The organism is Streptomyces sp. NPDC001858 (assembly GCF_053594615.1).
In genome coordinates this window covers 1-20846 of the sequence record NZ_JBSFEV010000052.1, presented here as the reverse complement: position 1 = coordinate 20846, position 20846 = coordinate 1, and the positions used below count along the sequence as shown (strand labels likewise).

The window sequence follows — 20846 nt, the reverse complement described above, 5'->3', positions numbered from 1 at the left end:
AGGAGTTGGTCGCCGTGCCGAGTCCTCCGCTGCTGGCGCTGCGGGGCGTCTGCAAGCGCTTCGGCGTCGTCGAGGTCCTCACGGACATCGAGCTGGAGCTCCACGCCGGCCAGGTCGTCGCGCTGCTCGGGGACAACGGGGCCGGCAAGTCCACCCTGGTCAAGGTGATCTCCGGGGTCGCCCCGGCGGAGCGGGGCGTCATCGAGTGGCAGGGCCGGCCGGTCCACATCAGACGCCCGCACGACGCCCGGGACCTGGGCATCGCCACCGTCTACCAGGACCTCGCGCTGTGCGGGAACCTCGACGTCGTCGGGAACCTGTTCCTCGGCCGGGAGATCCGCAGGTTCGGGTTCCTCGACGAGATGGAGATGGAGCGCCGCACCCGGCAGCTGCTGCTGCGGCTGACCAAGGGGCTGCCCGATCTGCGCGGCCCCGTGGTCTCGCTGTCCAGCGGGCAGCGGCAGACGGTGGCCATCGCCCGCTCACTCCTCGGCGACCCGCGGGTCCTGCTGCTGGACGAGCCGACCGCTGCGCTGGGCTTCGAGCAGACCACCGAGGTCCTCGACCTGGTCGACCGGTTGCGCGACCGGGGCTTGGGCGTCCTGCTCATCAGCCACAACATGGGCGACGTGAAGGCGCTCGCGGATCGCGCCGCGGTGCTGCGCCTGGGACGCAACAACGGCTTCTTCGACGTGCACACCGCCTCGCAGGAGCAGATCGTCTCGTCCATCACCGGCGCCACCGAGAACGTCCCCCGCCGTCCGGCCGCCCGGGAGGCGGGGTGGGAATGAGCACCGGGGCCGTCGTCCGGGGCGTGCGGAGCGCGGCGACGGTCTTCCGGCGCAAGCTGCGCGCCGGCGAACTGGGGTCGCTCCCCGTGGTCCTCGTCCTGGCCGTCGTCTGGATCACCTTCCAGTCCCTCAACGACAACTTCCTCTCGCCCCGGAACCTGTCCAACCTGAGCGTGGACATCGTGGGGACGGGGCTGATCGCGGTCGGCATCGTCTTCGTGCTGCTGCTCGGCGAGCTCGATCTGTCCGTGGGCTCGGTCAGCGGCCTGGCGGCGGCCGTGTTCGCGGTGCTGAACGTGAACAACGGGGTGCCGGAGTGGCTGGCGCTGATCATGGCGGTGCTCGCGGGCACCGCCGCGGGGACCGTCCAGGGCTACTCCATCGCCCGGACCCGGGTGCCGGCGTTCGTGGTCACGCTCGCCGGGCTGCTCACCTGGAACGGCCTGATGCTCGCCGTCCTCGGCGACAGCGGCACCGTCAACCTCGACGAGGACGGTCTGGTCGCCCGGTTGACCAGCTACTACTTCACCCAGGACGCCGTCGCCTACAGCCTGGCGGCGCTCGCCGTGGGCGCGGTCTTCCTCGTCTCCGACCGGGACCGGCGGCGGCGCAGGGCGGTCGGCATGCCGCACCGTTCGCTGAGCGACATCGTGGTGCGCACCGGCGGTCTCGCGGCGGTCGCGTTCACCATCGCCTATCTGCTCAACCGCTTCCAGGGCCTGCCGCTCGCCCTGCTGATCTTCCTGGCGGTGGTGGCGGGCCTCGACGTCCTGCTCCGCCGCACGCGCTACGGCCGGCAGGTCTACGCGCTCGGCGGCAGCGTCGAGGCCGCCCGCCGCGCCAGCCTCAACGTGACCTGGGTGCAGACGGCGGTACTCGCGACCTCGGGCACGATGGCCGCGATCGGCGGCCTGTTCCTCGCCTCCCGCATCACCTCGGTGAGCCAGAGCTCCGGTTCGGGCGTGCTGCTCGTCAACGCCATCGCGGCGGCCGTCATCGGCGGCACCAGTCTGTTCGGCGGGCGCGGCACGACCTGGTCGGCGGTGCTCGGCATGCTGGTCATCCAGTCGATCGCCTCGGGGATGGCCATCACCGACACTCCCCCGGCCGTCCAGTTCGTCATCACCGGCGGGGTGCTGTTCGCCGCGGTCGTCATCGACGCACTGTCACGCCGCACCCAGGAGGCCCACGGACGGGCTTGACGGGGGTGTCCTGCCCGCCGAAGCGGGCGTTCGGCGTACTGTGACGCCCGATCACTTGGGTGAAAGTTGCACCATTCTTTTGGCCGAAAATGAACACAGTGCCGCAGACGCGTCGTACTGAGGGGTGCCGGCGCGTCATGCGCGCGGCGATCCAGAGGCGATAGGACAACTGTGCCGAACAACTCACCCGCAACGGAGGGACGGAGAAGGTCCCTCACCCGCAACTGGCCGGTACGCAGGCGGCTACGGGCCGTTCTGCTGCTCCCGGTGCTCGTCGCCCTCGTGCTCGGGGGCGCCCGGGTGAAACGTTCCGTCAACACCTGGCAGGACGCCGACGACGCGGTCCGGGTGGCCGAACTGGTCCAGGCGGCGAACAAATATGCGAGCGACGCGATCAACGAACGCGATGTCTCGGTCATCCCGCTGCTCACGGAGAAGAAGGCGACGGACCCGGTCGTCCAGGCCCGGAAGACCACCGACTCGGACGCGCAGGCGTTCGACGCGGCGGTCGCCCGGATGCCGAAGACCTCCGGACTCCTGCGCCGCGTGCAGCTGGTGCGCAAGGGCGAGAAGCAGCTCGCCGCCGTGCGGGGCGCCGCGTTCACCCCCCGGATGTCCGGGGTGCAGACCGAGGAGAGCTACCACACCATCCAGCACCCCCTGATGGAGATCTCGAACGAACTCGGCTTCGGCAGCTCCAACCAGACGAGCTTCGGCCGCACGCTCTACACCATCTCCCTCACCCAGGCGGCCGAGTCCCTGATCCGGTCCATCGGCACGCACCTGCTGGTGGAGGACCGCGACGGCCTCGCCCAGGGCGAACTCCAGGCCCAGCTCGCCTCGTTCCGCTCCTACGCCTACCTGGAGCAGGTCGGGCTCCAGGAGTTCGCGGGCGCCGGCACGACCCAGGACATGGCGCGGCTCCAGCAGGCGCTGGCCGACGCCGAGGCCAAGGGGAAGCAGCAGACCGCCGACGCCGCCGCGAAGGCCGAGGCGGCGGGGCAGACGTTCGTCACCCCGCCCGGCATCGACGTGATGATCACCGAGATCTCCAGCGGGAAGCCGCCCGCCGAGCTGGCCGCGCAGGGCATCACCCCCGAGTCGTTCTTCGCCGCGTCCACGCTGGGCTTCGACGCCTACCGGGGCATTCAGGTGAACCTCACCGACACCGCGCTCGCGAGCGCCCAGGACATCGCCGACGACGCCCGCCGTGACGCCATCGTGAACGCCGCGCTCGTGCTCGCCGCGGTGCTCGCCGCGTTCCTCCTCGCCTCCTGGGTGGCCCGCACGATGAGCACCGGCATGCGCCGGCTCAGCGCCTCCGCCATCGAGATCTCCGGCCAGCGGCTGCCGGCCCTGATCGACCAGCTGTCGCAGACCGACCCCGGCCAGGTGGACACCCGGATCACCCCGATCGCGATCGACACCACCGACGAGATCGGCGAGGTGGCCCGGGCCTTCGACCACGTCCACCGCGAGGCCGTCCGGCTCGCCGCCGAACAGGCCCTGCTGCGCGGCAACATCAACGCGATCTTCACCAACCTCTCGCGCCGCACCCAGTCCCTGATCGAGCGTCAACTGACGCTGATCACCAGCCTGGAGGACAACGAGACCGACCCGGACCAGTTGGAGAACCTCTTCCGGCTGGACAGCCTCGCCACCCGCGTGCGCCGCAACGGCGAGAACCTCCTGGTGCTCGGCGGCGAGACACCCGCCCAGCAGTGGAACCAGCCCCTTCCGCTGGTAGACGTCGTCCGCGCGGCCTCGTCGGAGGTGGAGCAGTACGAGCGCATCCGGTTCGCCGGCATCCCGGAGGCCCACATCCACGGCCGGGCGGTGACCGACCTGGTGCATCTGCTCGCCGAACTGCTCGAGAACGCCACCGCGTTCTCCTCCCCGCGCTCGGAGGTGCAGGTGACCGCCGTCCGGCTCCCCGACGGCCGGATCATGATCGAGATCCATGACGAAGGCATCGGCCTGGAGGCGGACGACTTCGCGGTCATCAACCACAAGCTGGCCAACCCGCCGACCGTGGACGTCGACATCTCCCAGCACATGGGACTGTTCGTCGTCGGCCGGCTCGCCGAACGGCACGGCATCCGCGTCCAGTTGCGCCCGTCCGGCGAGCAGTCCGGCACCACCTCCCTCGTGATGCTGCCCGACACGATCGCCCAACGCGCGCCCGACGCCCAGCCCGACTCCGACACCCTGGCCCTGGCGCTCGTCAAGACCGTCCCGGCGTCCCGGTATCCGGGCGGCGCGGCGGCGCTGGGGCTGCTGGACTCCGGCGACGCGTTCACGGACTTCGAGTCGTGGCAGGACGAGTCGGGCAGGGCGCGATCCGCCCCGGAGACCCCGGCCGAAAAGGTCCGGCCGCGCCGGCTTCCCCGGCGCCAGCGCCCCGCCTCGAACTGAGCGCGCCCTGAAGGGGCGCGGGGCGCTGACATATGCGGCTCCGCCGCGCGGGCGCGACCAGCCACGACGGCGCCGCAGCCAAACGACGGCACAGCGCGGCACGTCCCGCGGAGCGCTCTGCGAGGGACACGCCGCCGGATGGCCCATCTCACCGGTTCCCGGGCCATCCGGTCATAGCGTGCACAATATGAAGAAATGCCATATCGCATACCTGGCGTGCACGGCGGCGCTCCTCGGTACGGGGCTCGGCGCAGCTCCGCCCGCCCCCGCGCACGTGGTCCATCTGGTACAGCCGGGGGACTCCATCCAGCAGGCCGTGGACCGGGCCCGGCCCGGAGACACCGTGCTGCTGGCCGCCGGCAGCTACCGCGAGAGCGTCGACGTGAAGACGCACGGGCTGACCCTGCGCGGCATGGGCCGCGACACGGTGCTCCAGCCGGCGGCCAAGAAGAAGGGCAAGAAGGCGGTCGGCGCCTGCGCCGCGGGCGGCAACGGCATCTGTGTCACCGGCACCAAGGCCCACCCCGTCGAGGACGTCACCATCGCCAACCTGACCGTCTCCGGCTTCACCAAGAACGGCGTCTACGCCATGGCCGCCGACGCGCTGACGGTGCGCAAGGTCACCGCGGTGAAGAACGGGGTCTGGGGCATCGCCCAGGAGGCGTCCCGGCACGGCGAGTTCCGGGGCAACACCGCCCGCGACAACGGCGACGCGGGGCTGTTCCTCGCCAACAGCGTCACCCAGGAGCTGGGCGCCACGGACTCCGAGGGGACGGTCGTCGAGCACAACCGGCTGGAGGGCAACCGGATCGGCGTCACCGTGCGCCGGCTGCGCAACCTCACCGTCGCGAACAACCACCTCACCGGCAACTGCGCCGGAGTGTTCGTCGTCGGCGACGAGAACAAGCCCAAGGCCGGCTTCGTGACCGTCGCCGAGAACCGCATCGTGCGCAACAACAAGTCCTGCCCGAAGACGGCCCGACTGGACGCCCTCCAGGGCTCCGGCATCGTGCTGACCGGCGCCGAGGACAGCCTGATCACCCGGAACGTCATCGAGGACAACGTCGGCAAGTCCCCGCTGTCGGGCGGCGTCGTGCTGTTCAAGAGCTTCGTGGGCACCACCAGCGACCGCAACCGGATCAGCGACAACAAGCTGCGGGGCAACTCCCCGGCCGACCTGGTGAACACGGACACCACCGGCAAGGGCAACACCTTCGTGGGCAACACCTGCAAGGCGTCGAAGCCCGCCGGCCTGTGCTGACCCCGACCGTCTCGTCCCCCCACCGGGACTCCCCCACAGAGAAAGAAGGCGGCACATGACCACCGCTGAGACCGCCCCACCGCCGTCCATGCGACTGCGGGAGCTCGTGTTCGGCGCGGCGTGCGCCGCCGCCGTCCGCTCCTGCGCCCGCCTCGGCGTCGCCGACGTCCTCGGCGACGCCCCCATGACCGTCGACGACCTCGCCGCCGCGGCGAAGCTCGAACCCCGCCCGCTGCGCAGGCTGCTGCGCGCCCTGACCTGCTACGGCGTCTTCGCCGAGCGCCCCGACGGGACCTGGGCGCACACCGAGATGTCCCGGCTGCTGCGCGAGGACGACCCGCACAGCCTGCGCAACATCGCCCTGTGGTGCACCGAGCCGTGGACCTGGGACGCCTGGCCGAAGCTCGACGAGGCGATGCGCACCGGCGGCAACGTCGTCGAGGACCTCTACGGCAAGGAGTTCTTCACCTACCTCAACGAGGACGCCCCCGAGTCCGCCGAGGTCTTCAACCGGGCCATGACGACCTCCAGCGAGCAGTCGGCGCGCGAGGTCGCCGCCCTGCTCGATCTGACCGGCAGCACATCGGTCGCCGACATCGGCGGCGGCCAGGGCCATGTGGTGGCCAGCCTGCTGGACAAGTACCCCGCGATGCAGGGCAGCCTGCTCGACCTGCCCCGCGTCGTCGACAACGCCGTGCCCCGGCTGCTCGACGGCGGCGACCTCGCCCACCGGGCCCGGATCGTGCCGGGCGACGTCCGCATGGCCGTGCCGGTCAAGGCCGACGTCTACATCATCAAGAACATCCTGGAGTGGGACGACGAGAGCACGGCCCGCACCCTGGCCAACGTCATCAGCGCCGGCGGCCCGGGGACCCGGGTCGTCGTCATCGAGAACCTCGTCGACGACTCGCCGTCGATGCGGTTCAGCACCGCGATGGACCTGATGCTGCTGCTCAACGTCGGCGGGGCGAAGCACACCACCGAGAGCATGGTGAGCCGGCTCACCGAGGCGGGTCTGATCATCGACGACGTCAGCCCCGTCAACCCGTATCTGCACGCGTTCGACTGCCACGTCCCCGGCTGATCCGACCGCGTCACCGGCACAGGACACCGGTCGCCGGGCCCGCGACGCTGCGGGCCCGGCGACCGGTGTGGTGCGGTGCGGTGTGGTGCGGTGCGGGTCAGGCCCGCTCGCGCTCCCAGAGGTAGAAGCGCTGCGCCATGGCGTCCTTCGGGGACCGCCAGGTCTCGGGGTCGTACGCGCTGACGTACGCGGACAGGCGCTCGCTGACGTCCCGGAACTCGGGGTGCCCGGTGATCTTGGCGATGGCGGGCCCGGGTTCGCGCTCGGACTCGATCAGATGCATGTACACGTCGCCGAACTGGAAGAGGCTGCGCCGGACGACGCCGACGAGCTGCGGCAGCTCGCCCCGGTCGGAGTCCTCGAAGACCTTGGCGATGTCGGGCGCCGATCCCGGGGCCATCCGGGCGACGATCAGGGCTTGGTGCATGGGGGGACTGTCCTCCGTCCGGCTCAGTCGGTCAGACCGCGCGTGGCGCCGCGTTCGGCGGCGGCCTTCTCGATGCGGTCGCGGATCAGGCCCAGCTGGACCTTGGAGTTGCGGTTGATGTTGTCGGTCATCCAGTCGTCGTCGACCGGCGCCTCGGGCTTCATCGCGAAGTCCTGCGTCCAGATCATCCGCGTGCCGGCCGGGAGCTCCTCGTACCGCCAGTGGATGTCCATGTGGGCGAACGGGCCCGTCTCGACCCGGCGGGCCTTGACGGTGAGCGTCTCGCGGTCCGGCTCGCGCTCGGAGACCCAGCTCCACACGGTGCCGTTCTCGTCCGGGTGCATCGTCAGCCGGAAGGTGGTCTTGCGCCCCTCCCGGGAGAGGATCTCGACGGACGCGTACTCGCTGAACAGCCGCGGCCAGTTGTCGAGGTCGTTGGTGATCTCCCAGACGAGGTCCAGCGGGGCCGCGATGGTGATCTCGTTCTGTGTGTGTCCGGTCATCTCACGCTCCTGTCATGAGGGCACTGTTGACGAGGTCGAGGAACTCCCGGGGCGACTTGGAGCGTTCGGCGTCGCAGGGCATCGGCGTGCCGTACCGGTTCTCCAGCTCGCCCACGATGCCCAGCAGCCCGAGCGAGTCGACGCCCAGGGTGCCGAAGTCGACGCCGTCGCGCCGGAGTTCGGTCGGGGCGACGGTGCAGCCTGCGGACTTCTTCATGAGTTCGGCCAGCTCTTCCACGGTGATGCGGTCGGTCATGGGTGTTCCTCTCCTCTACTGCTTCGCGCCGTCTCGCTACGAGGCGGCGGTGGCGCCGTGCCGCAGCACCAGCGCCGAGTTCGACCCCATGAGTCCCCGGCTCAGGACCAGTGCCGTGCGCACTTCGGCGGTGCGGGCAGCGCCGGTCACGAGGTCGAGGTCATGGCAGATGTCGAAGACGTTGGGAGTGGGCGGGACCAGGCCGTGCTCCATCGCGAGCACCGCCGCCGCGGTGTCCATCAGCGGCGCCGCGCAATAGCCTCTGCCGATCCCGGTCTTGGGCGCCGTGACGGGCACCCGGGCGCCGTGCCGGCCGAGGGCGTCGACGATCGCCAGCGCCTCGGCGCGGTCCGCCTCCGGCACGCCGAGGGCGTCGGCGAAGACCACGTCGATCTCCTCGGGGGCGCAGTCGGCCTCCGCGAGGGCTCCGCGGATGGCCTCGGCGAGTCCGTCCCGGGACTGCTCCCAGCGGGAGGCGCCGGTGAAGGTCGCCGCGTGTCCGGCGAGGTGGGCCCGCACCCGCGCACCGCGCGCCCGGGCCACCGACTCCTCCTCCACCACGAGCATCGCGCCGCCCTCCGCGGGCACGAACCCGCAGGCCGCGGCCGTGAACGGGCGGTAGGCGCGGGTCGGTTCGTCGACCGTGCTGAGTTCCCCGTAGCCGAGTTGGCAGACGACCGAGTAGGGGGCGATCGGCGCCTCGGTCGCCCCGGCCACGATCACATCGGTGCCGCGGACCACGGCCCGCGCCGCGTGCGCGAGGGCGTCCAGACCGCCGGCCTCGTCGGCGGCGACCACCGAGCAGGGGCCCTTGAAGCCGCGGCGGATGGAGATCTGGCCGGTGCTGGCGGCGTAGAACCAGGCGATGGACTGGTACGGGCCGACGTAACGGCTGCCCTTGCCCCACAGTTGCTGGAGCTCGCGCTGGCCGAACTCGCCGCCGCCGGAGCCGGCCGCGGTGACCACGCCGACCGAGAACGGCGCGGCGTCGGTGTCGGGCCGGCCGAGGGCGGCGTCCGCCAGCGCCAGGTCGGCCGCGGCCATCGCGAAGTGCGTGAACCGGTCGGTCTGGACGAGGTAGCGCTCCTCGATCGCGGCCGCCGGGTCGAAGTCGCGGACCTGGCCGGCCACCCGCAGCGGCAGGTGCTCGCAGCCTTCGCGGGTCACCCGGTCCAGGACGCTGATGCCTTCCCTGGTGGACTTCCAGAAGGTCTCGGTACTGGCTCCGTTGGGCGCGACCACGCCGATTCCCGTGACGGCCGCGCGCCGTGGAAGGGGTTGGCTCATCGTGTCTTCTCCCTCGGCCGGTTCATGACCACCGCGGACTGGAAGCCGCCGAACCCGCTGCCCACCGACAGCACGCTGGCCAGCTTGCGTTCGCGGGCCACCTTCGGGACGTAGTCCAGATCGCACTCGGGGTCGGGCGTCTCGTAGTTCGCGGTGGGCGGTACGACCTGGTGGGCCAGCGCCAGCACACAGGCGACGAGTTCGATCGCCCCGATCGCGCCCAGGGAGTGGCCCACCATCGACTTGATGGAGCTCATGGGGGTGTCGTAGGCGTGCCGGCCCAGGACCCGCTTCACGGCGGCGGTCTCGTGGCGGTCGTTCTGCTTGGTGCCCGACCCGTGCGCGTTGACGTAGTCGATCGCCGTGGCGTCGACCCGGGCGTGGTCGAGAGCGTCCTCGATGGCCCGGGCCATCTCCAGGCCCTCGCTGGTCAGGCCGGTCATGTGGTAGGCGTTGCCGAAGGTGGCGTACCCGCCGAGCTCGCAGTAGACGTGCGCGCCGCGGGCCCTGGCGTGCTCCAGCTCCTCCAGGACGAGCACCGCGCCGCCCTCGCCCATGACGAACCCGTCGCGGTCGGCGTCGAAGGGACGCGAGGCGTGCGCGGGGTCGTCGTTGTTGCAGGAGGTGGCCTTGATCGCGTCGAAGCAGGCCATGGTGATCGGGGAGATCGGCGAGTCCGTGGCGCCGGCTATGCATATGTCGGCCCGGCCCTCCTCCACGGTGTGGAAGGCGTAGCCGACCGCGTCGAGGCCGGAGGTGCAGCCCGTGGAGACGGTCTGCACCGGCCCGCGGGCGCCGAACCGCTCGGCGACCGTCGAGGCGAGCGTGCTGGGCGAGAACGCCCGGTGCAGGTGCGGGGCCGCCTCGCGGTGGTCGACGTCCCAGCGCTGCCCGCCGTGGCTGACCTTGACGTAGTCGTTCTCCAGCCGGGTGGTGCCGCCGACGGCGGTGCCCAGGGAGACGCCGACCCGCCAGGGGTTCTCGGCCGCCAGGTCGAGACCGGCGTCCCGTACCGCCTCGTCGCCGGCGACCAGGGCGAACTGGATGTAGCGGTCGCACCGCTCGACGTCCTGCGCGTCCAGCCCGAGGGCCGTCGGCTCGAAGTCGCACTCGGCGGCGATCCGCGACCGCAGGCCGCTCGGATCGAAGAAGGTGATGCCGCGCGTCGCCGTCCGCCCCTCGGTGAGGAGCTTCCAGAACGCCGGGACGCCTATGCCGCCGGGGGCGACGATGCCTATGCCGGTGACCGCCACACGACGCCCGGTCATGAGCGGACCACGGCTTCGGCGTCGCTCTCCTCGGTGTCGACGTGGCCGAGCGGCGGGCTCGGGGCCAGCGGGCCGAGGTGGAACACCATGCGGGCCTCGACGTTGCCGACGTTGCGGAAGCGGTGCCGCATGTGGGCGGGGATCATCAGTCCCTGCTCGGGCTGCAGCGGCACGGCCTCGCCGTCCAGGTCCACCTCCAGCTGCCCGCACACGACGTACACGAACTCCTCGGAGTACGGGTGGTAGTGCTCAGCGATGCGGTCGCCGGGCTTGATGAGGGCCAAGCCCATGAAACCGCTGGTCGAGCCGACCGTGACCGGGGTGAGCATGGCGCGCAGATCGCCGCCGCGCCGGGTGTTCGGCTCGACCTCGCTGAGATCGACGACTCTGGGACGGGATGTGATCACGACGTTCCTCCGTTGATGTACTGCGCCGACGTGGGCGGGGCGGGGGCGCCGCCCCGGCCCACGTGATGACGGATCAGGCGTCGGGCGACCGGCGGTCGGTGACGAGATCCATGCGCGCGAGTTCGAGCAGTCGCGCGAGTCGGGCGTCCTTCGACGCGGACCGGTCAGCGTCGCCGGCGTCGTCCAGCAGCGTCGTCAGCTCGGCCACCTGCTGGGGGTCGGACAGACCGAGGGCCTGTACCGGGTCGGCGGCGTCGAGTCCGCCGCGCACGTCGACCAGCCGGACGACGACGTCGTCGCGCTGGAAGATCGTGCTGCGCAGCACCGGGTTGCTCGCGTCGTCCGCCGCCGCCTCGTCCTGCCGGGCCAGCAGCTCGGCGAGCTTCATGCCGCGGTCGGGCCGGGCCGGGTAGTGCAGGGCGTACCGCTCGGCCTGCGGGTCCTGCCGGTCCGCCGTCACATGGTGGACGGCGGGCAGCGCGGCCCGGGTGAAGAACACCCGGGCGGACTCCGGATCGTTGAGGTCCCGGTCCTGCTCCAGATGGGGGTTGATGGCCTCCTCGACGGCCCGTACCTCGGGCTGCCGGGACACGTGCCGCAGCGCGGAGAGCAGGTCGCCCCGCACCTCGATGGCCCGCACCACCCGGTTGCCGTGCATGAACAGCGAGGTGCGGCACAGCCGGGTGGTGTCGTCGACCTGCGGCTCGGGCGAGGCGTAGTCGGCGAGGATCTTGGCGACGATCTTCTCGCTGCCCGGCTTGACGGTGAAGGTGAGCGCGTGCCGGATCATTCCGTCGCCGATCCTGGGCGAGGTCTGCAGCCGGCGCTTGCCCGCGTCGGCGGCCGCCGCCGGGCCGCCGGTCTCGCGGACCACGTGGAAGCGCAGCGACCTGGTGTCCCGGACGCAGCTGTGCAGCGGCTCCACCATCCGCACGTGCTCCTCGCTGTTGACCCAGGCGAGGAACGGCGGGGCGCTCTCCCATTCGCTGGTGATGAGCCACTGGGAGGGGTTCTCGATGGACTGGCAGAGCTGGTCGCTGACATGCCCGGGGACGGACGCGACCTGGTTGCAGAGCTGCTCGTACGCCTCCAGGAACTGCTGCTGGGCTCCGTCGTAGACGTCGACCAGCAGGACGACCCTGAGGCGGGAGCCGTCGAACACGGACTGGGAGACACGTTGCGACGCCTGTCGCGTCCGCGAACCTGCAACACGTTCGGACGTGGTGGTCATCCTGCGCACATCTCCTTCGCGGAGGGGGTGGTGAACGTCGGCCGCGGGTCCGCGACGTCAGCGTTCCTCGATCCTGTGCCCGTCCCCGCAAGTGCGCGACTCGGATGAACTACGTGGGTGACTGGGCGGGTGAACGGGCGGCGGAAGGTCGCCCGGGAAGGGTCGGTGGGACGTTCGGTGGGACGGTCGGTGGCGGACGGTCAGACGAGGTGGGCGAAGACGACCAGGTTCTCCGTGTAGTCCTTGGCCCGTCGGTCGTAGGCCCCCGCACAGGTGATGAGCCGTACCTGCGCCTCGGCCGTGTCGGCGTACACCCGCTCGCTCGGGAAGTCGTCCTTCTCGAAGGTCTCCACGCTGTCGACCCGGAAGGTCGCCTTGCCGCCGTCGGCCCGCCGCACATGGACGAGGTCGCCCTTGGCCAGCTCGCTGAGCCCGGCGAAGACGGCGGGGGACGTCTTGGTGTCGACGTGCCCGGCGATGATCGCGGTGCCCGCCTCCCCCGGGGAGGGCCCGTCGGCGTGCCAGCCCACGAGGTTGACGTCGTTGGCGGGGGGCGCGTCCAGCCGGCCGCTGGGGCCGATGGCCAGGTCGGTGAAGGGCGCGTCTACCGAGATCTTCGGGATCAGCAGACGTACCGGCCGCGAGCGCGGCAGATGCTTGCCCATCGGGGCGTCGGCGGCCGCGCCCGAGGAGGCCGTGGCCGGTGCTCGGGTGCCCGGGACCGGGGCGGCGGCGGGCGGGGCGTGCGGGGGGCGCGAGGCGTCGGTCGTCGACGTGTCGTTGCCGCCGCCGAACAGGTTCAGCGCCAGGATCACGGCGGCCGCGGCGCAGAGCATGGTGACGCCGGCCCGGGAGCTGCCGGGTTCAGGGGAGGTCGAAGGGGGGGTGGGCTCGGGGGTGGGGGACGAAGGGGGAACTGCCATCGGGGACAACCTCACTCGGGCGCGGCGGCGGAGCGTACGGGGCACGGGGAGCGAGCCGGGCCGCCGCACGGGGTACGGGCGGCGGCCGCGGCTTCGCTATCGCAACCGGCATGGCTCAGGCCGCGCTTTCGGCGGAGTTCCTGCGGCGCAGGACGTAGAGGCCGGTGCCGGCGACGGCGAGGACGCCGAGACCGGCCGCGGTCGCCGAGGGCCCGGCGAGGGCGCCGCCGCCGGTGTGCACGCCGCCGCTCGGCTTTTCGTGGCCGCCGCCCCAGGACTCCTTGTCCTTGCCGGCCTCCTTGTCGGCTTCGCCGTCCGCGGCCGTGTCCCTGAGGGCGCCGCCGCCGGTGTGCATCCCGCCGTGCGGCTTGCCGTGGTCTTCCTTGCCGTGTTCGTCCTTGCCGTGCTCTTCCTTGCCGTGCTCTTCCTTGCCGGACTCCTCCTTGCCGTACGAGGAGCTGTCCTCCTTGCTGTAGGAGGAGTCGTCGTGGTCCGTGTCACCGGCGGCCGCGTATACGCCGGGGGCGCCGATGGCGAGGGCGGCGGACGCCGCCGCGGTGGCCAGGATCATGCGAGCAGAACGCATCTGAATGGTCCTTCCGTCACGGCCGGGCAGCCGACGCCTCGTCAGCTGACAAGACCCGACCGGGACGTGATCCACCGTCAGCCGACGACCGCCGCCGCACCACTCGGGGCGTTCACACGGGTGAAGCCCACGGGAAGGGGACGGGTCAGCCGAGCGCCAGCCCGGCGGTCAGGACCTGACGCAGCGTCGACTCGGCGTCCGGGTCCGGACCGGGCGAGCGCCAGGCGACGAACCCGTCGGGCCGGACGAGCACCGCGCCCCCGCGTGCCGTGCCGTGGCACTGCGCCCAGTCGGCGTCGCCCTCCGGCGCCAGGTCGGCCCCGGAGCCGGTGCCGACCCGGTACGACGTGAGCGGAAGCGCGAGCTCCGCGGCGAGGCGTTCGGCGGCCTCGTGCCAGCCGCTCGGCTCGGCGGCGTCGCTGAGCAGCACCAGGGACCGCTCGTAGAGGTCCAGGGTGGAGATCCGCTCCGCCCCGCGCCGCACCCACAGGTGGGGCGCCCTGCTGCCGGGCTCGCCGGTCAGGTCGAGGCCCTCCGGGACGACCGGGGACACGGGATCGGCGCCGACCACGGCGCCCTGCGGGTAGCGGTAGCCGAGGGCGACGTTGAGGATGCCGCGCTGGGGACCGCCCCCACCGCCGCCGCCCGCGCCGGGCGGCGGGGCGAATCCGGGGTGGCTGTGCTCGGCCGACCGGACGGCGGCCCGGGCGCTGGTGGCCTCCGCGACGGGGCGGCGCTCGGCGTCGTAGCTGTCCAGCAGGCCCTCCCCCGCCCAGCCGTCGAGCACCGCGGCCAGCTTCCAGGCGAGGTTGTGGGCGTCCTGGATACCGGTGTTGGAGCCGAAGGCCCCGGTCGGCGACATCTCGTGGGCCGAGTCGCCGGCCAGGAACACCCGCCCCGAGCGGTAGCTGCGGGCGACGCGCTGGGCGGCGTGCCAGGGCGCCTTGCCGGTGATCTCCACGTCGAGGTCGGCCACCCCGACCGCCCGCCGGATGTGCTCGACGCACCGCTCGTCGGTGAACTCCTCGAGGGTTTCGCCCTGTTCGGGGTGCCAGGGGGCGTGGAAGACCCAGTTCTCGCGGTTGTCCACCGGCAGCAGGGCGCCGTCGGCGTCCGGGCTGGTCAGGTAGCAGACGATGAAGCGGCGGTCGCCCACGACCTCGGCGAGGCCGCGGGAGCGGAACGTCAGGCTGACGTTGTGGAACAGGTCGCCGGGGCCGCTCTGGCCGATGCCGAGCTGCTCGCGGGCGGGGCTGCGGGGGCCGTCGGCGGCGACGAGGTAGTCCGCGCGGACGGTGAGGTGCTCGCCGGTGTCACGGTTCTTCGCCACGGCGGTGACGCCCTGGGGGTCGGTCTCGAACGACATCACCTCGGTGGAGAACCGGAGGTCTCCGCCGAGCCGTCTGGCGTGGTCGAGCAGGACCGGCTCCAGGTCGTTCTGGCTGCACAGGCACCAGGAGCTGGGGCTGAACCGGGCCAGTCCGCCGCCCGGGTCGATGTCCTTGAACAGCCACTCCCCCGCGTCGCCGACCAGGGTGGGCGCCTGGAGGATGCCGTGGTTGTCGGCCAGGGTGGCGGCGGCCTCCTGGATCGCCCGCTCGACCCCGGCCACCCGGAACAGCTCCATCGTGCGGACGTTGTTGCCGCGGCCGCGTGGGTGGATGGAGGTGCCGGAGTGGCGCTCCAGCAGCACATGCGGCACCCCCAGCCTGCCCAGGAACAACGAGGTCGCCAGACCGACCAGGGAGCCGCCGACGATGAGGACCGGGACCCTGAGGGTGCGGGGGCCGGCCTCTTCGACTGGTTCGTTCATCACTCTCGCCTCCAGCGCGTCGTGTCCGCCGACCCGGCCGGATACGGCGGAGATCCTCATGCATGCCCCGTGGAGCTGACGGCGCTTCAGGCTTCACCCGCCTGCTTCGCGCCGCCCACGGCCCGGCGCGCGGTCGGGACGGGCCGGACGGAACCCGTGGAAACCCTGAGCACGGGGCAGGGCTCGGCTAGCCTCGATCTCCCCTCGCATACGAACTGAACTACGACGAACATCACTTCGGGAGTTCCGTGTCCGACCAGTTGCCGCCCCCGCCGAACCCCGCGGCGAACCCCGCGGCGAACCCCGCGGCGAACTCCGTGGCGAACACCTTGGCGCACGAGACCGCCGCGCTGCGGCAGACCGGCGCCGCCCCGCTCCGGATCGGCGATCCGGGCCGCGTCGGCCCCTTCGTCCCGGTGGCGCTGCTCGGCAGCGGCGGGATGGGACGCGTCTATCTGGCGCGGGCCGCGGACGACGGTCCCGGACTGTTCGCCGTGAAGGTGATCCGGCCGGAGTACGCCGAGGACGTCCGGTTCCAGCGCCGGTTCGAACGTGAGGCGTCGGTGCACGGCCGCCTCGGCCCGCCGCACGCGCCGAGGTTATGCGGCACCGGCTGGGACGACCGGCTGCTGTGGATGGCCACCGAGTACGTCCCCGGCCTGGACCTGGCCGAAGCCGTGCGCGGGGGCGGCGCACTGCCCCCGGCGACGGTGTGGCGGCTGGTGGCCGAGCTGGGCCGGGCGCTGACCGCCCTGGCCGCCGCGGGAGTCGTGCACCGGGACCTGAAGCCGTCCAACGTCCTGCTGTCGCCGCAGGGCGCGCATGTGATCGACTTCGGGATCTCCAAGGCCCTGGACGCGAGCGCCATCACGGGCACCGGCAACCGGGTGGGCACCGCGGCCTACATGTCGCCGGAGTATCTGCGGACGGGCCACTGCGACACGGCCTCCGACGTGTTCTCGCTGGCCGGCACCCTGCTCTACGCGGCCACCGGCCGGGCCCCCTTCGGCGACGGCACCGGTGTCGACGTCATGCACCGCGTGGCGTTCGAGCAGCCGAACCCGGAGGTGACCGGCGCCGTCTCACAGGTCGACCCGGAGCTGGGGGCGCTGCTGACCGCCTGTCTGGCGAAGGAGCCCGAGCGGCGGCCGACCCCGCGGCAACTGATCGACACGGCCGGCGCGCGTTCCTCGGCCCCTGACTGGCCGGAACCGCTGCGCGGCCAGGTGCTGGCCCGCCGGCGCGCGTACGACACGCTCCACCGCCTCCCGGTGGAGCGCGCGGAACGCCTCCAGCCCACGGACAACCGGGCGCAGCCGGTGCCGGCGCCCTTGCCGGTACAGGCGCCGACGCCCGCGCCGTCCGCCGTCGCGGCGACGTCGCTCACGGCGGGCAGGCCTCCGGTGCGCCGGAAGCGGATCCTGGCCGCCGCGGCGGGCACCGCGCTGTGCGCCGTCGCCGCGGGGGCCTTCGTGCTCGTCCGCACGGACGTCCCGGCCGCCGCCTCCCCGGAGGCCGTCGCGTCGGCGGACGGCGGCCGGTCCGGCGACCTGCCCGGCGTCGGCGGTCGGCCGAGCAGCACCGGCGTCCCGGACCCGACCGCCGCCGCAGACGCCTCCGACAGCCCCACCGACGTCACGGGCGACGACGACGGCACGCCCCCCGAAGCCTCCGTCACCCCGGCCGCCTCCGTCCCCGCCGTCGACGACCCACCGAGCACCCCCGCCGCCCCCGTCGGCGACACCGGCGCCTCCGTCACCCCGGTCCCGACCGAGGCCGGCGCCCCGGCCTGGATCACCGACTGCACCTACTACTCGGGCAACGGCCGCACCGACCTGGGCGACAGCGGCCAACGGGTCGTCCAACTGCAGTGCATGCTCACCAGACGCGGCTACGACGTGGGCGGTTCGGGCGTCGACGGCGACTTCGGACCCGGCACCGAGGCGGCGGTCCGCGGCTTCCAGCGCGACCAGGCGCTGGCGGTCGACGGCATCGTCGGCAAGAACACCTGGGGCGCGCTGCGCGCCGCCGACTGACGCCCTGCGTGCGGCCGGCGCGCGCTCAGCGGCCGATGTAGAAGCGGACGGTGGTGCCGTCGTCGCCGGTGTGCAGGCGCACCAGGTCGGTCACGCAGTGGACCAGCAGCAGCCCGCGGCCGCCGATCTGACCGCGGGCGGGCGGCCGGCGTCCGGCGAGCGGATCGGCCAGCCGGCCCGCGTCGCGGACCTCGCAGACGATCTGCCCGGCCTCGGCCCAGACGGCGAGGGTGCCCCGTCCGTCGCCGTGCACCACGCTGTTGGTCGTCAGTTCCGCCGCCGCCAGTTCGACGTCCGCCAGCCGCTGCCCGGCGAGACCCAGTCGCGCGGCCTGGCCGACCGCGAAGACACGCACCGCGAACAGGTCGTCGGGGCCGAACGGGAACTCGGCGGCGTCCGGCGCGGGCGTCGGCGCCCGGTTGTAGCGGGCGACGACGGAGGGCCAGTCGTAGGCGTCGCTGACCTGTTCGACGCCGTCGGCGATGACGGTCGGGTGGGTGGTCCGCGCGTCGGCCAGGATCTGCCCGTCCAGCCGGGTCTCGTCGTACGGGCACAGGATCGTGACCGTGCGGCCTTCGAAGGCCGCGTTGATCAGCGCCTCGTGCTGTGCGCACGCCGGATACTCCACCGCGCTGCGGCCCGGCCAGATCGGCTCGCCGATGATCCGCACGCGTCCGCCCGGGTGGGCGTCGGCGAACGCGCGGAGCACCGTGGGGATGATCCGGCCCGGGTTGCGGCCCGCCTCGGTCATGTCGAGCAGGCGGACGCTCCCGGCGTCGGCGCCCAGACCCGCCGCGATCAGCTCCAGGTGGGGGCCGGGCACCGCCACCGCCACCGGCTCGCCGACGGCCAGGCCCTCCTGAACGAACGACACCGTCCGGTCCACGTACTCCTGTTCGGACCGGTAGAACAGCGCGGGGTGGAGCAGCCCGAGCCCGTCGACTCCCTGCGAGGCGTCCACCACCCGCGGCCTCCTTCGGTATCCACCGAAAGCAGCGTAACGCCGCCCCGCAGGGCGACAGGTGGATCTCAGGAGCGGGACGTAGCGTGGCAAACACAGCGAAACGGATGGCGGACGACGGCCGAACCCATGGTGACGTGATGTGTTGGAGTGCGACGGCGGATCTGGTCGCGGGCGCCGGGGTGGCGGCCGTCGGAGTGGCCTGTGTGACGCGTGCGGGCGGCAGCCGGGACCTTCCGCTGGCGGCGCTGCCGCTGCTGCTCGGGGCGCACCAGATCGTGGAGGCGGTGGTCTGGGACTCGGGCGGGGGCAGCGGAGCCGCCACCGTCCTGTGGGCCGTCATGGCCATGCCGCTGCTGGCGGTCTGGGTGCCGGCGGCGGTGTGGTGCGTCGCCCCGCCCCACGCGCGGCGCAGGCTGACGCTGCTGCTCGCGGTCGGCGTCGCGACCGCGGCGGCGCTCGCGTACGGGATCGCCGCCGGCCCGGTGACCGCCGAGATCCGCGGCCGCACGATGGGCTACACCCTCGATCTGCCGCATCCGGAGCTGCTCGTCGCGGGCTACCTGCTGGCCACCGTCGGCTCGCTGCTGCTCTCCGGCGACCGGGGGCTGGTGGCCCTGGGGGCGGTGGTCGGCGTGGGCGCGGCGGTCTGCTTCACGTTGTGGCGACTGGAGTTCGTCTCGACCTGGTGCGCGTTCGCGGCCCTGTGGTCGGTGCTGCTGCTCGGCTGGATCCGCCGCCGGAGCCCCGCAGAGGTGATGTGAGTCACATCCATGGGTGACTGCAACTTTAATTGAAAGTTTTGTCATCTAGGCTCACAAATCCCTCCGCCCCTCAGCAGGCCACTGGAGCGTTCAGCCATGACCGACCGGTCCACTGCCGTGTCCGCCCCGGCCTCCGCCACGGCCGCGTACGCCCGTGTCTACGAAGAGCAGCAGCCGCGCCTCGTCGCCTACGCCCGCTCCCTCACCCGGAACGCCTGGACCGCCGAAGACCTCGTCGCCGAGGCGCACTTCCGCGTGTGGCGACGGCTGGCCGAGGGGCACGAGATCGACAACGTGCCGGCGTATCTGAGGACCACCGTGCGCCATCTCGCGATCGCCTCGGGCAGTGCGCTGCGCGAGACCCCACGGGATCCGCACACCGAGGACCGGGCCGCGCCGGGCGCACACGGAGAGGACCCGGCCGAGCAGGTGTCCTCCGTCGATCTGGTCGTGCGGGTGCTGGGCCAGCTGCCCGAGCGCTGGGTGAAGGCGCTGTGGCTCGCGGAGGCGGAGGGCCAGCCGCTGGCGGCGATCGGACCGCAGCTCGGCACCAAGGACGGTGCGACGGCCGTCCTGCTGCACCGTGCGCGGGAGGGCATGCGGCAGGCCTTTCTGCGGGCCCAGACCGGAGCCCCTCAGGACCCCGCCTGCCAGGTCCACTGGGCCCGGATGCCCGCGTACGTCCGTGGCGCCGCGACCGCGCGCCAGGGCGAGCGGCTGCTCGGCCATGTGGACGCGTGCGACGACTGCCGCGAGACGCTCGCCGCGCTGATGCTCACCAACAACCGGCTTCCCGCGCTCGTCGGACCGGCCCTGCTGGTCTTCGCGCTGGGCGGCGCCGGCAAGTTCCTGCTGAGCTTCGTCGCCGGTTCGGCGGGTGCGGCGACGGCCGCGGCAGGCGCCGCGGGCGCTGCGGGCGGGCCCGGCGCCGGGTTGCTGCACGGGGTGCGGCACGCGGCGATCGGCGGCTCGAAGGCGCCCGTGGCGGTGACGGCCGGCGCGCTCGCTGCGGGCGCCGCCGCGGTCTGCCTCATCCTCGGCGGGGCCGACGCCGCCCCGATACCGGTGCAGCGCACCCCGGTGGCCGAGGCGCCCGTGACGCAGCCGCCGGTGGCCGAGGCCCCGGTCGCGCCGCCCGCAGGGGCCGTCGTCCGGGCCGAGGCCGCCGAGAACCACGACCCGTCCGCACCGACCGGCGACCTCGGGGAGCCGACTCCGGCCCCGGCCGCCCGCAAGGCCGAAACGACCGCGCCCACCACACCCTCGGACGCGGGCGACACTTCCGGCGGAACGGGAACCGCCCTCCCGCAGGCTCCTGACGGAGGCTCGGCCGAGAGGCCCAAGGACCCCGCGCCGGACCCCGCGCCCCCGGCCGACGAAGACCCGCCGGAAGCGCCGGAACCCGAGGCCCCGCCGACGGAGGATCCGGACCCCGGCACGGTGGAGGACGGCGGGGACGACGACCAGCCCCCCACGGCCGACGAACCCGACTGCCCGACCGACGGACAGACCACCGGCACCGAAAACACACACGGACGCGGGCACGGACACGGAGATGGACACGGACACGGCGGCAGGTCCGACCGAAGCTGACCGCCCGTCCGCGGGCGCACCGGCTTCCTGCACGCGTG

19 protein-coding genes are annotated in these 20846 nt (G+C 72.7%); 8 read left to right on the top strand and 11 right to left on the bottom strand.

The genetic code is table 11. The annotated features are described in order from the left end of the window. Positions 1-14 precede the first annotated feature (14 nt). The 5 genes from ACWCPF_RS40890 to ACWCPF_RS40870 all read left to right on the top strand — a co-directional run bounded on the left by ACWCPF_RS40890 (position 15) and on the right by ACWCPF_RS40870 (position 6753). The gene (locus tag ACWCPF_RS40890) at positions 15-791 is read left to right on the top strand and encodes an ATP-binding cassette domain-containing protein (protein WP_451050211.1); all 777 of its coding nucleotides are present in this window, start codon (positions 15-17) and stop codon (positions 789-791) included. Further along, the gene (locus ACWCPF_RS40885) at positions 788-1993 is read left to right on the top strand and encodes a sugar ABC transporter permease (protein ID WP_451050210.1); all 1206 of its coding nucleotides are present in this window, start codon (positions 788-790) and stop codon (positions 1991-1993) included. The genes ACWCPF_RS40890 and ACWCPF_RS40885 overlap by 4 nt, the downstream gene beginning before the upstream one ends. 267 nt (positions 1994-2260) lie before the next feature. Continuing rightward, a complete protein-coding gene (locus ACWCPF_RS40880; RefSeq protein ID WP_451050209.1) occupies positions 2261-4408 on the top strand; it encodes a sensor histidine kinase in 2148 nt (715 codons plus the stop codon). A 187-nt stretch (positions 4409-4595) separates the two neighbouring features. Continuing rightward, on the top strand, positions 4596-5669 hold the full coding sequence (locus ACWCPF_RS40875; protein WP_451050208.1) for a right-handed parallel beta-helix repeat-containing protein: 1074 nt from the start codon (positions 4596-4598) through the stop codon (positions 5667-5669). Positions 5670-5724: 55 nt separating this feature from the next. Beyond that, complete coding sequence (locus tag ACWCPF_RS40870) at positions 5725-6753, top strand: methyltransferase (protein WP_451050207.1); 1029 nt, start codon at positions 5725-5727, stop codon at positions 6751-6753. A 97-nt stretch (positions 6754-6850) separates the two neighbouring features. On the opposite strand, the gene ACWCPF_RS40865 is transcribed toward ACWCPF_RS40870, so the two are convergent. The 10 genes from ACWCPF_RS40865 to ACWCPF_RS40820 form a co-directional block, all read right to left on the bottom strand. Further along, the gene (locus ACWCPF_RS40865; RefSeq protein WP_451050206.1) at positions 6851-7180 is read right to left on the bottom strand and encodes a TcmI family type II polyketide cyclase; all 330 of its coding nucleotides are present in this window, start codon (positions 7178-7180) and stop codon (positions 6851-6853) included. A 23-nt stretch (positions 7181-7203) separates the two neighbouring features. Continuing rightward, a complete protein-coding gene (locus tag ACWCPF_RS40860) occupies positions 7204-7683 on the bottom strand; it encodes an SRPBCC family protein (protein WP_451050205.1) in 480 nt (159 codons plus the stop codon). A gap of 1 nt (position 7684) precedes the next feature. Next, complete coding sequence (locus ACWCPF_RS40855) at positions 7685-7939, bottom strand: acyl carrier protein (protein ID WP_451050204.1); 255 nt, start codon at positions 7937-7939, stop codon at positions 7685-7687. Positions 7940-7975: 36 nt separating this feature from the next. Then, a complete protein-coding gene (locus tag ACWCPF_RS40850) occupies positions 7976-9226 on the bottom strand; it encodes a beta-ketoacyl synthase N-terminal-like domain-containing protein (RefSeq protein WP_451050203.1) in 1251 nt (416 codons plus the stop codon). After that, a complete protein-coding gene (locus ACWCPF_RS40845; RefSeq protein ID WP_451050202.1) occupies positions 9223-10494 on the bottom strand; it encodes a beta-ketoacyl-[acyl-carrier-protein] synthase family protein in 1272 nt (423 codons plus the stop codon). Before ACWCPF_RS40845 ends, ACWCPF_RS40850 begins: the two co-directional genes overlap by 4 nt. Next, positions 10491-10901 carry a cupin domain-containing protein gene (locus ACWCPF_RS40840; protein WP_363174508.1) on the bottom strand — a complete coding sequence of 137 codons (411 nt, stop codon included), beginning with the start codon at positions 10899-10901 and terminating at the stop codon, positions 10491-10493. Before ACWCPF_RS40840 ends, ACWCPF_RS40845 begins: the two co-directional genes overlap by 4 nt. Before the next feature lie 73 nt (positions 10902-10974). After that, positions 10975-12132 carry a SchA/CurD-like domain-containing protein gene (locus ACWCPF_RS40835; RefSeq protein WP_451050201.1) on the bottom strand — a complete coding sequence of 386 codons (1158 nt, stop codon included), beginning with the start codon at positions 12130-12132 and terminating at the stop codon, positions 10975-10977. A gap of 200 nt (positions 12133-12332) precedes the next feature. Further along, complete coding sequence (locus ACWCPF_RS40830) at positions 12333-13055, bottom strand: class F sortase (RefSeq protein ID WP_451050200.1); 723 nt, start codon at positions 13053-13055, stop codon at positions 12333-12335. Between the two features lie 115 nt (positions 13056-13170). Continuing rightward, the gene (locus ACWCPF_RS40825) at positions 13171-13641 is read right to left on the bottom strand and encodes a hypothetical protein (protein WP_451050199.1); all 471 of its coding nucleotides are present in this window, start codon (positions 13639-13641) and stop codon (positions 13171-13173) included. 145 nt (positions 13642-13786) lie between these two features. Next, positions 13787-15454 carry an FAD-dependent oxidoreductase gene (locus tag ACWCPF_RS40820; protein WP_451050198.1) on the bottom strand — a complete coding sequence of 556 codons (1668 nt, stop codon included), beginning with the start codon at positions 15452-15454 and terminating at the stop codon, positions 13787-13789. A 317-nt stretch (positions 15455-15771) separates the two neighbouring features. Between ACWCPF_RS40820 and ACWCPF_RS40815 the strand changes: the two genes are divergently transcribed. Further along, positions 15772-17490, top strand: a complete 1719-nt coding sequence (locus ACWCPF_RS40815; protein WP_451050235.1) for a protein kinase domain-containing protein — start codon at positions 15772-15774, stop codon at positions 17488-17490. A gap of 25 nt (positions 17491-17515) precedes the next feature. On the opposite strand, the gene ACWCPF_RS40810 is transcribed toward ACWCPF_RS40815, so the two are convergent. Beyond that, positions 17516-18451 (bottom strand): anti-sigma factor RsbA family regulatory protein, encoded by a 936-nt coding sequence (locus ACWCPF_RS40810; RefSeq protein ID WP_451050197.1) that lies wholly within the window; start codon positions 18449-18451, stop codon positions 17516-17518. A gap of 140 nt (positions 18452-18591) precedes the next feature. Here ACWCPF_RS40810 and ACWCPF_RS40805 point away from each other — a divergent pair, with 140 nt between their 5' ends. Continuing rightward, a complete protein-coding gene (locus ACWCPF_RS40805) occupies positions 18592-19215 on the top strand; it encodes a DUF6629 family protein (protein ID WP_451050234.1) in 624 nt (207 codons plus the stop codon). A gap of 96 nt (positions 19216-19311) precedes the next feature. Further along, positions 19312-20808: a sigma-70 family RNA polymerase sigma factor gene (locus tag ACWCPF_RS40800; protein WP_451050196.1), complete on the top strand. Its 1497-nt coding sequence runs from the start codon at positions 19312-19314 to the stop codon at positions 20806-20808. The last annotated feature ends 38 nt before the right edge of the window (positions 20809-20846 follow it).

Coding starts and splice junctions, on each gene's coding strand:
- ACWCPF_RS40825 (WP_451050199.1), bottom strand. CDS start 13,641: ATGCGTTCTGCTCGCATGATCCTGGCCACCGCGGCGGCGTCCGCCGCC.
- ACWCPF_RS40860 (WP_451050205.1), bottom strand. CDS start 7,683: ATGACCGGACACACACAGAACGAGATCACCATCGCGGCCCCGCTGGAC.
- ACWCPF_RS40850 (WP_451050203.1), bottom strand. CDS start 9,226: ATGAGCCAACCCCTTCCACGGCGCGCGGCCGTCACGGGAATCGGCGTG.
- ACWCPF_RS40835 (WP_451050201.1), bottom strand. CDS start 12,132: ATGACCACCACGTCCGAACGTGTTGCAGGTTCGCGGACGCGACAGGCG.
- ACWCPF_RS40875 (WP_451050208.1), top strand. CDS start 4,596: ATGAAGAAATGCCATATCGCATACCTGGCGTGCACGGCGGCGCTCCTC.
- ACWCPF_RS40800 (WP_451050196.1), top strand. CDS start 19,312: ATGACCGACCGGTCCACTGCCGTGTCCGCCCCGGCCTCCGCCACGGCC.
- ACWCPF_RS40845 (WP_451050202.1), bottom strand. CDS start 10,494: ATGACCGGGCGTCGTGTGGCGGTCACCGGCATAGGCATCGTCGCCCCC.
- ACWCPF_RS40830 (WP_451050200.1), bottom strand. CDS start 13,055: ATGGCAGTTCCCCCTTCGTCCCCCACCCCCGAGCCCACCCCCCCTTCG.
- ACWCPF_RS40865 (WP_451050206.1), bottom strand. CDS start 7,180: ATGCACCAAGCCCTGATCGTCGCCCGGATGGCCCCGGGATCGGCGCCC.
- ACWCPF_RS40805 (WP_451050234.1), top strand. CDS start 18,592: ATGTGTTGGAGTGCGACGGCGGATCTGGTCGCGGGCGCCGGGGTGGCG.
- ACWCPF_RS40885 (WP_451050210.1), top strand. CDS start 788: ATGAGCACCGGGGCCGTCGTCCGGGGCGTGCGGAGCGCGGCGACGGTC.
- ACWCPF_RS40855 (WP_451050204.1), bottom strand. CDS start 7,939: ATGACCGACCGCATCACCGTGGAAGAGCTGGCCGAACTCATGAAGAAG.
- ACWCPF_RS40870 (WP_451050207.1), top strand. CDS start 5,725: ATGACCACCGCTGAGACCGCCCCACCGCCGTCCATGCGACTGCGGGAG.
- ACWCPF_RS40820 (WP_451050198.1), bottom strand. CDS start 15,454: ATGAACGAACCAGTCGAAGAGGCCGGCCCCCGCACCCTCAGGGTCCCG.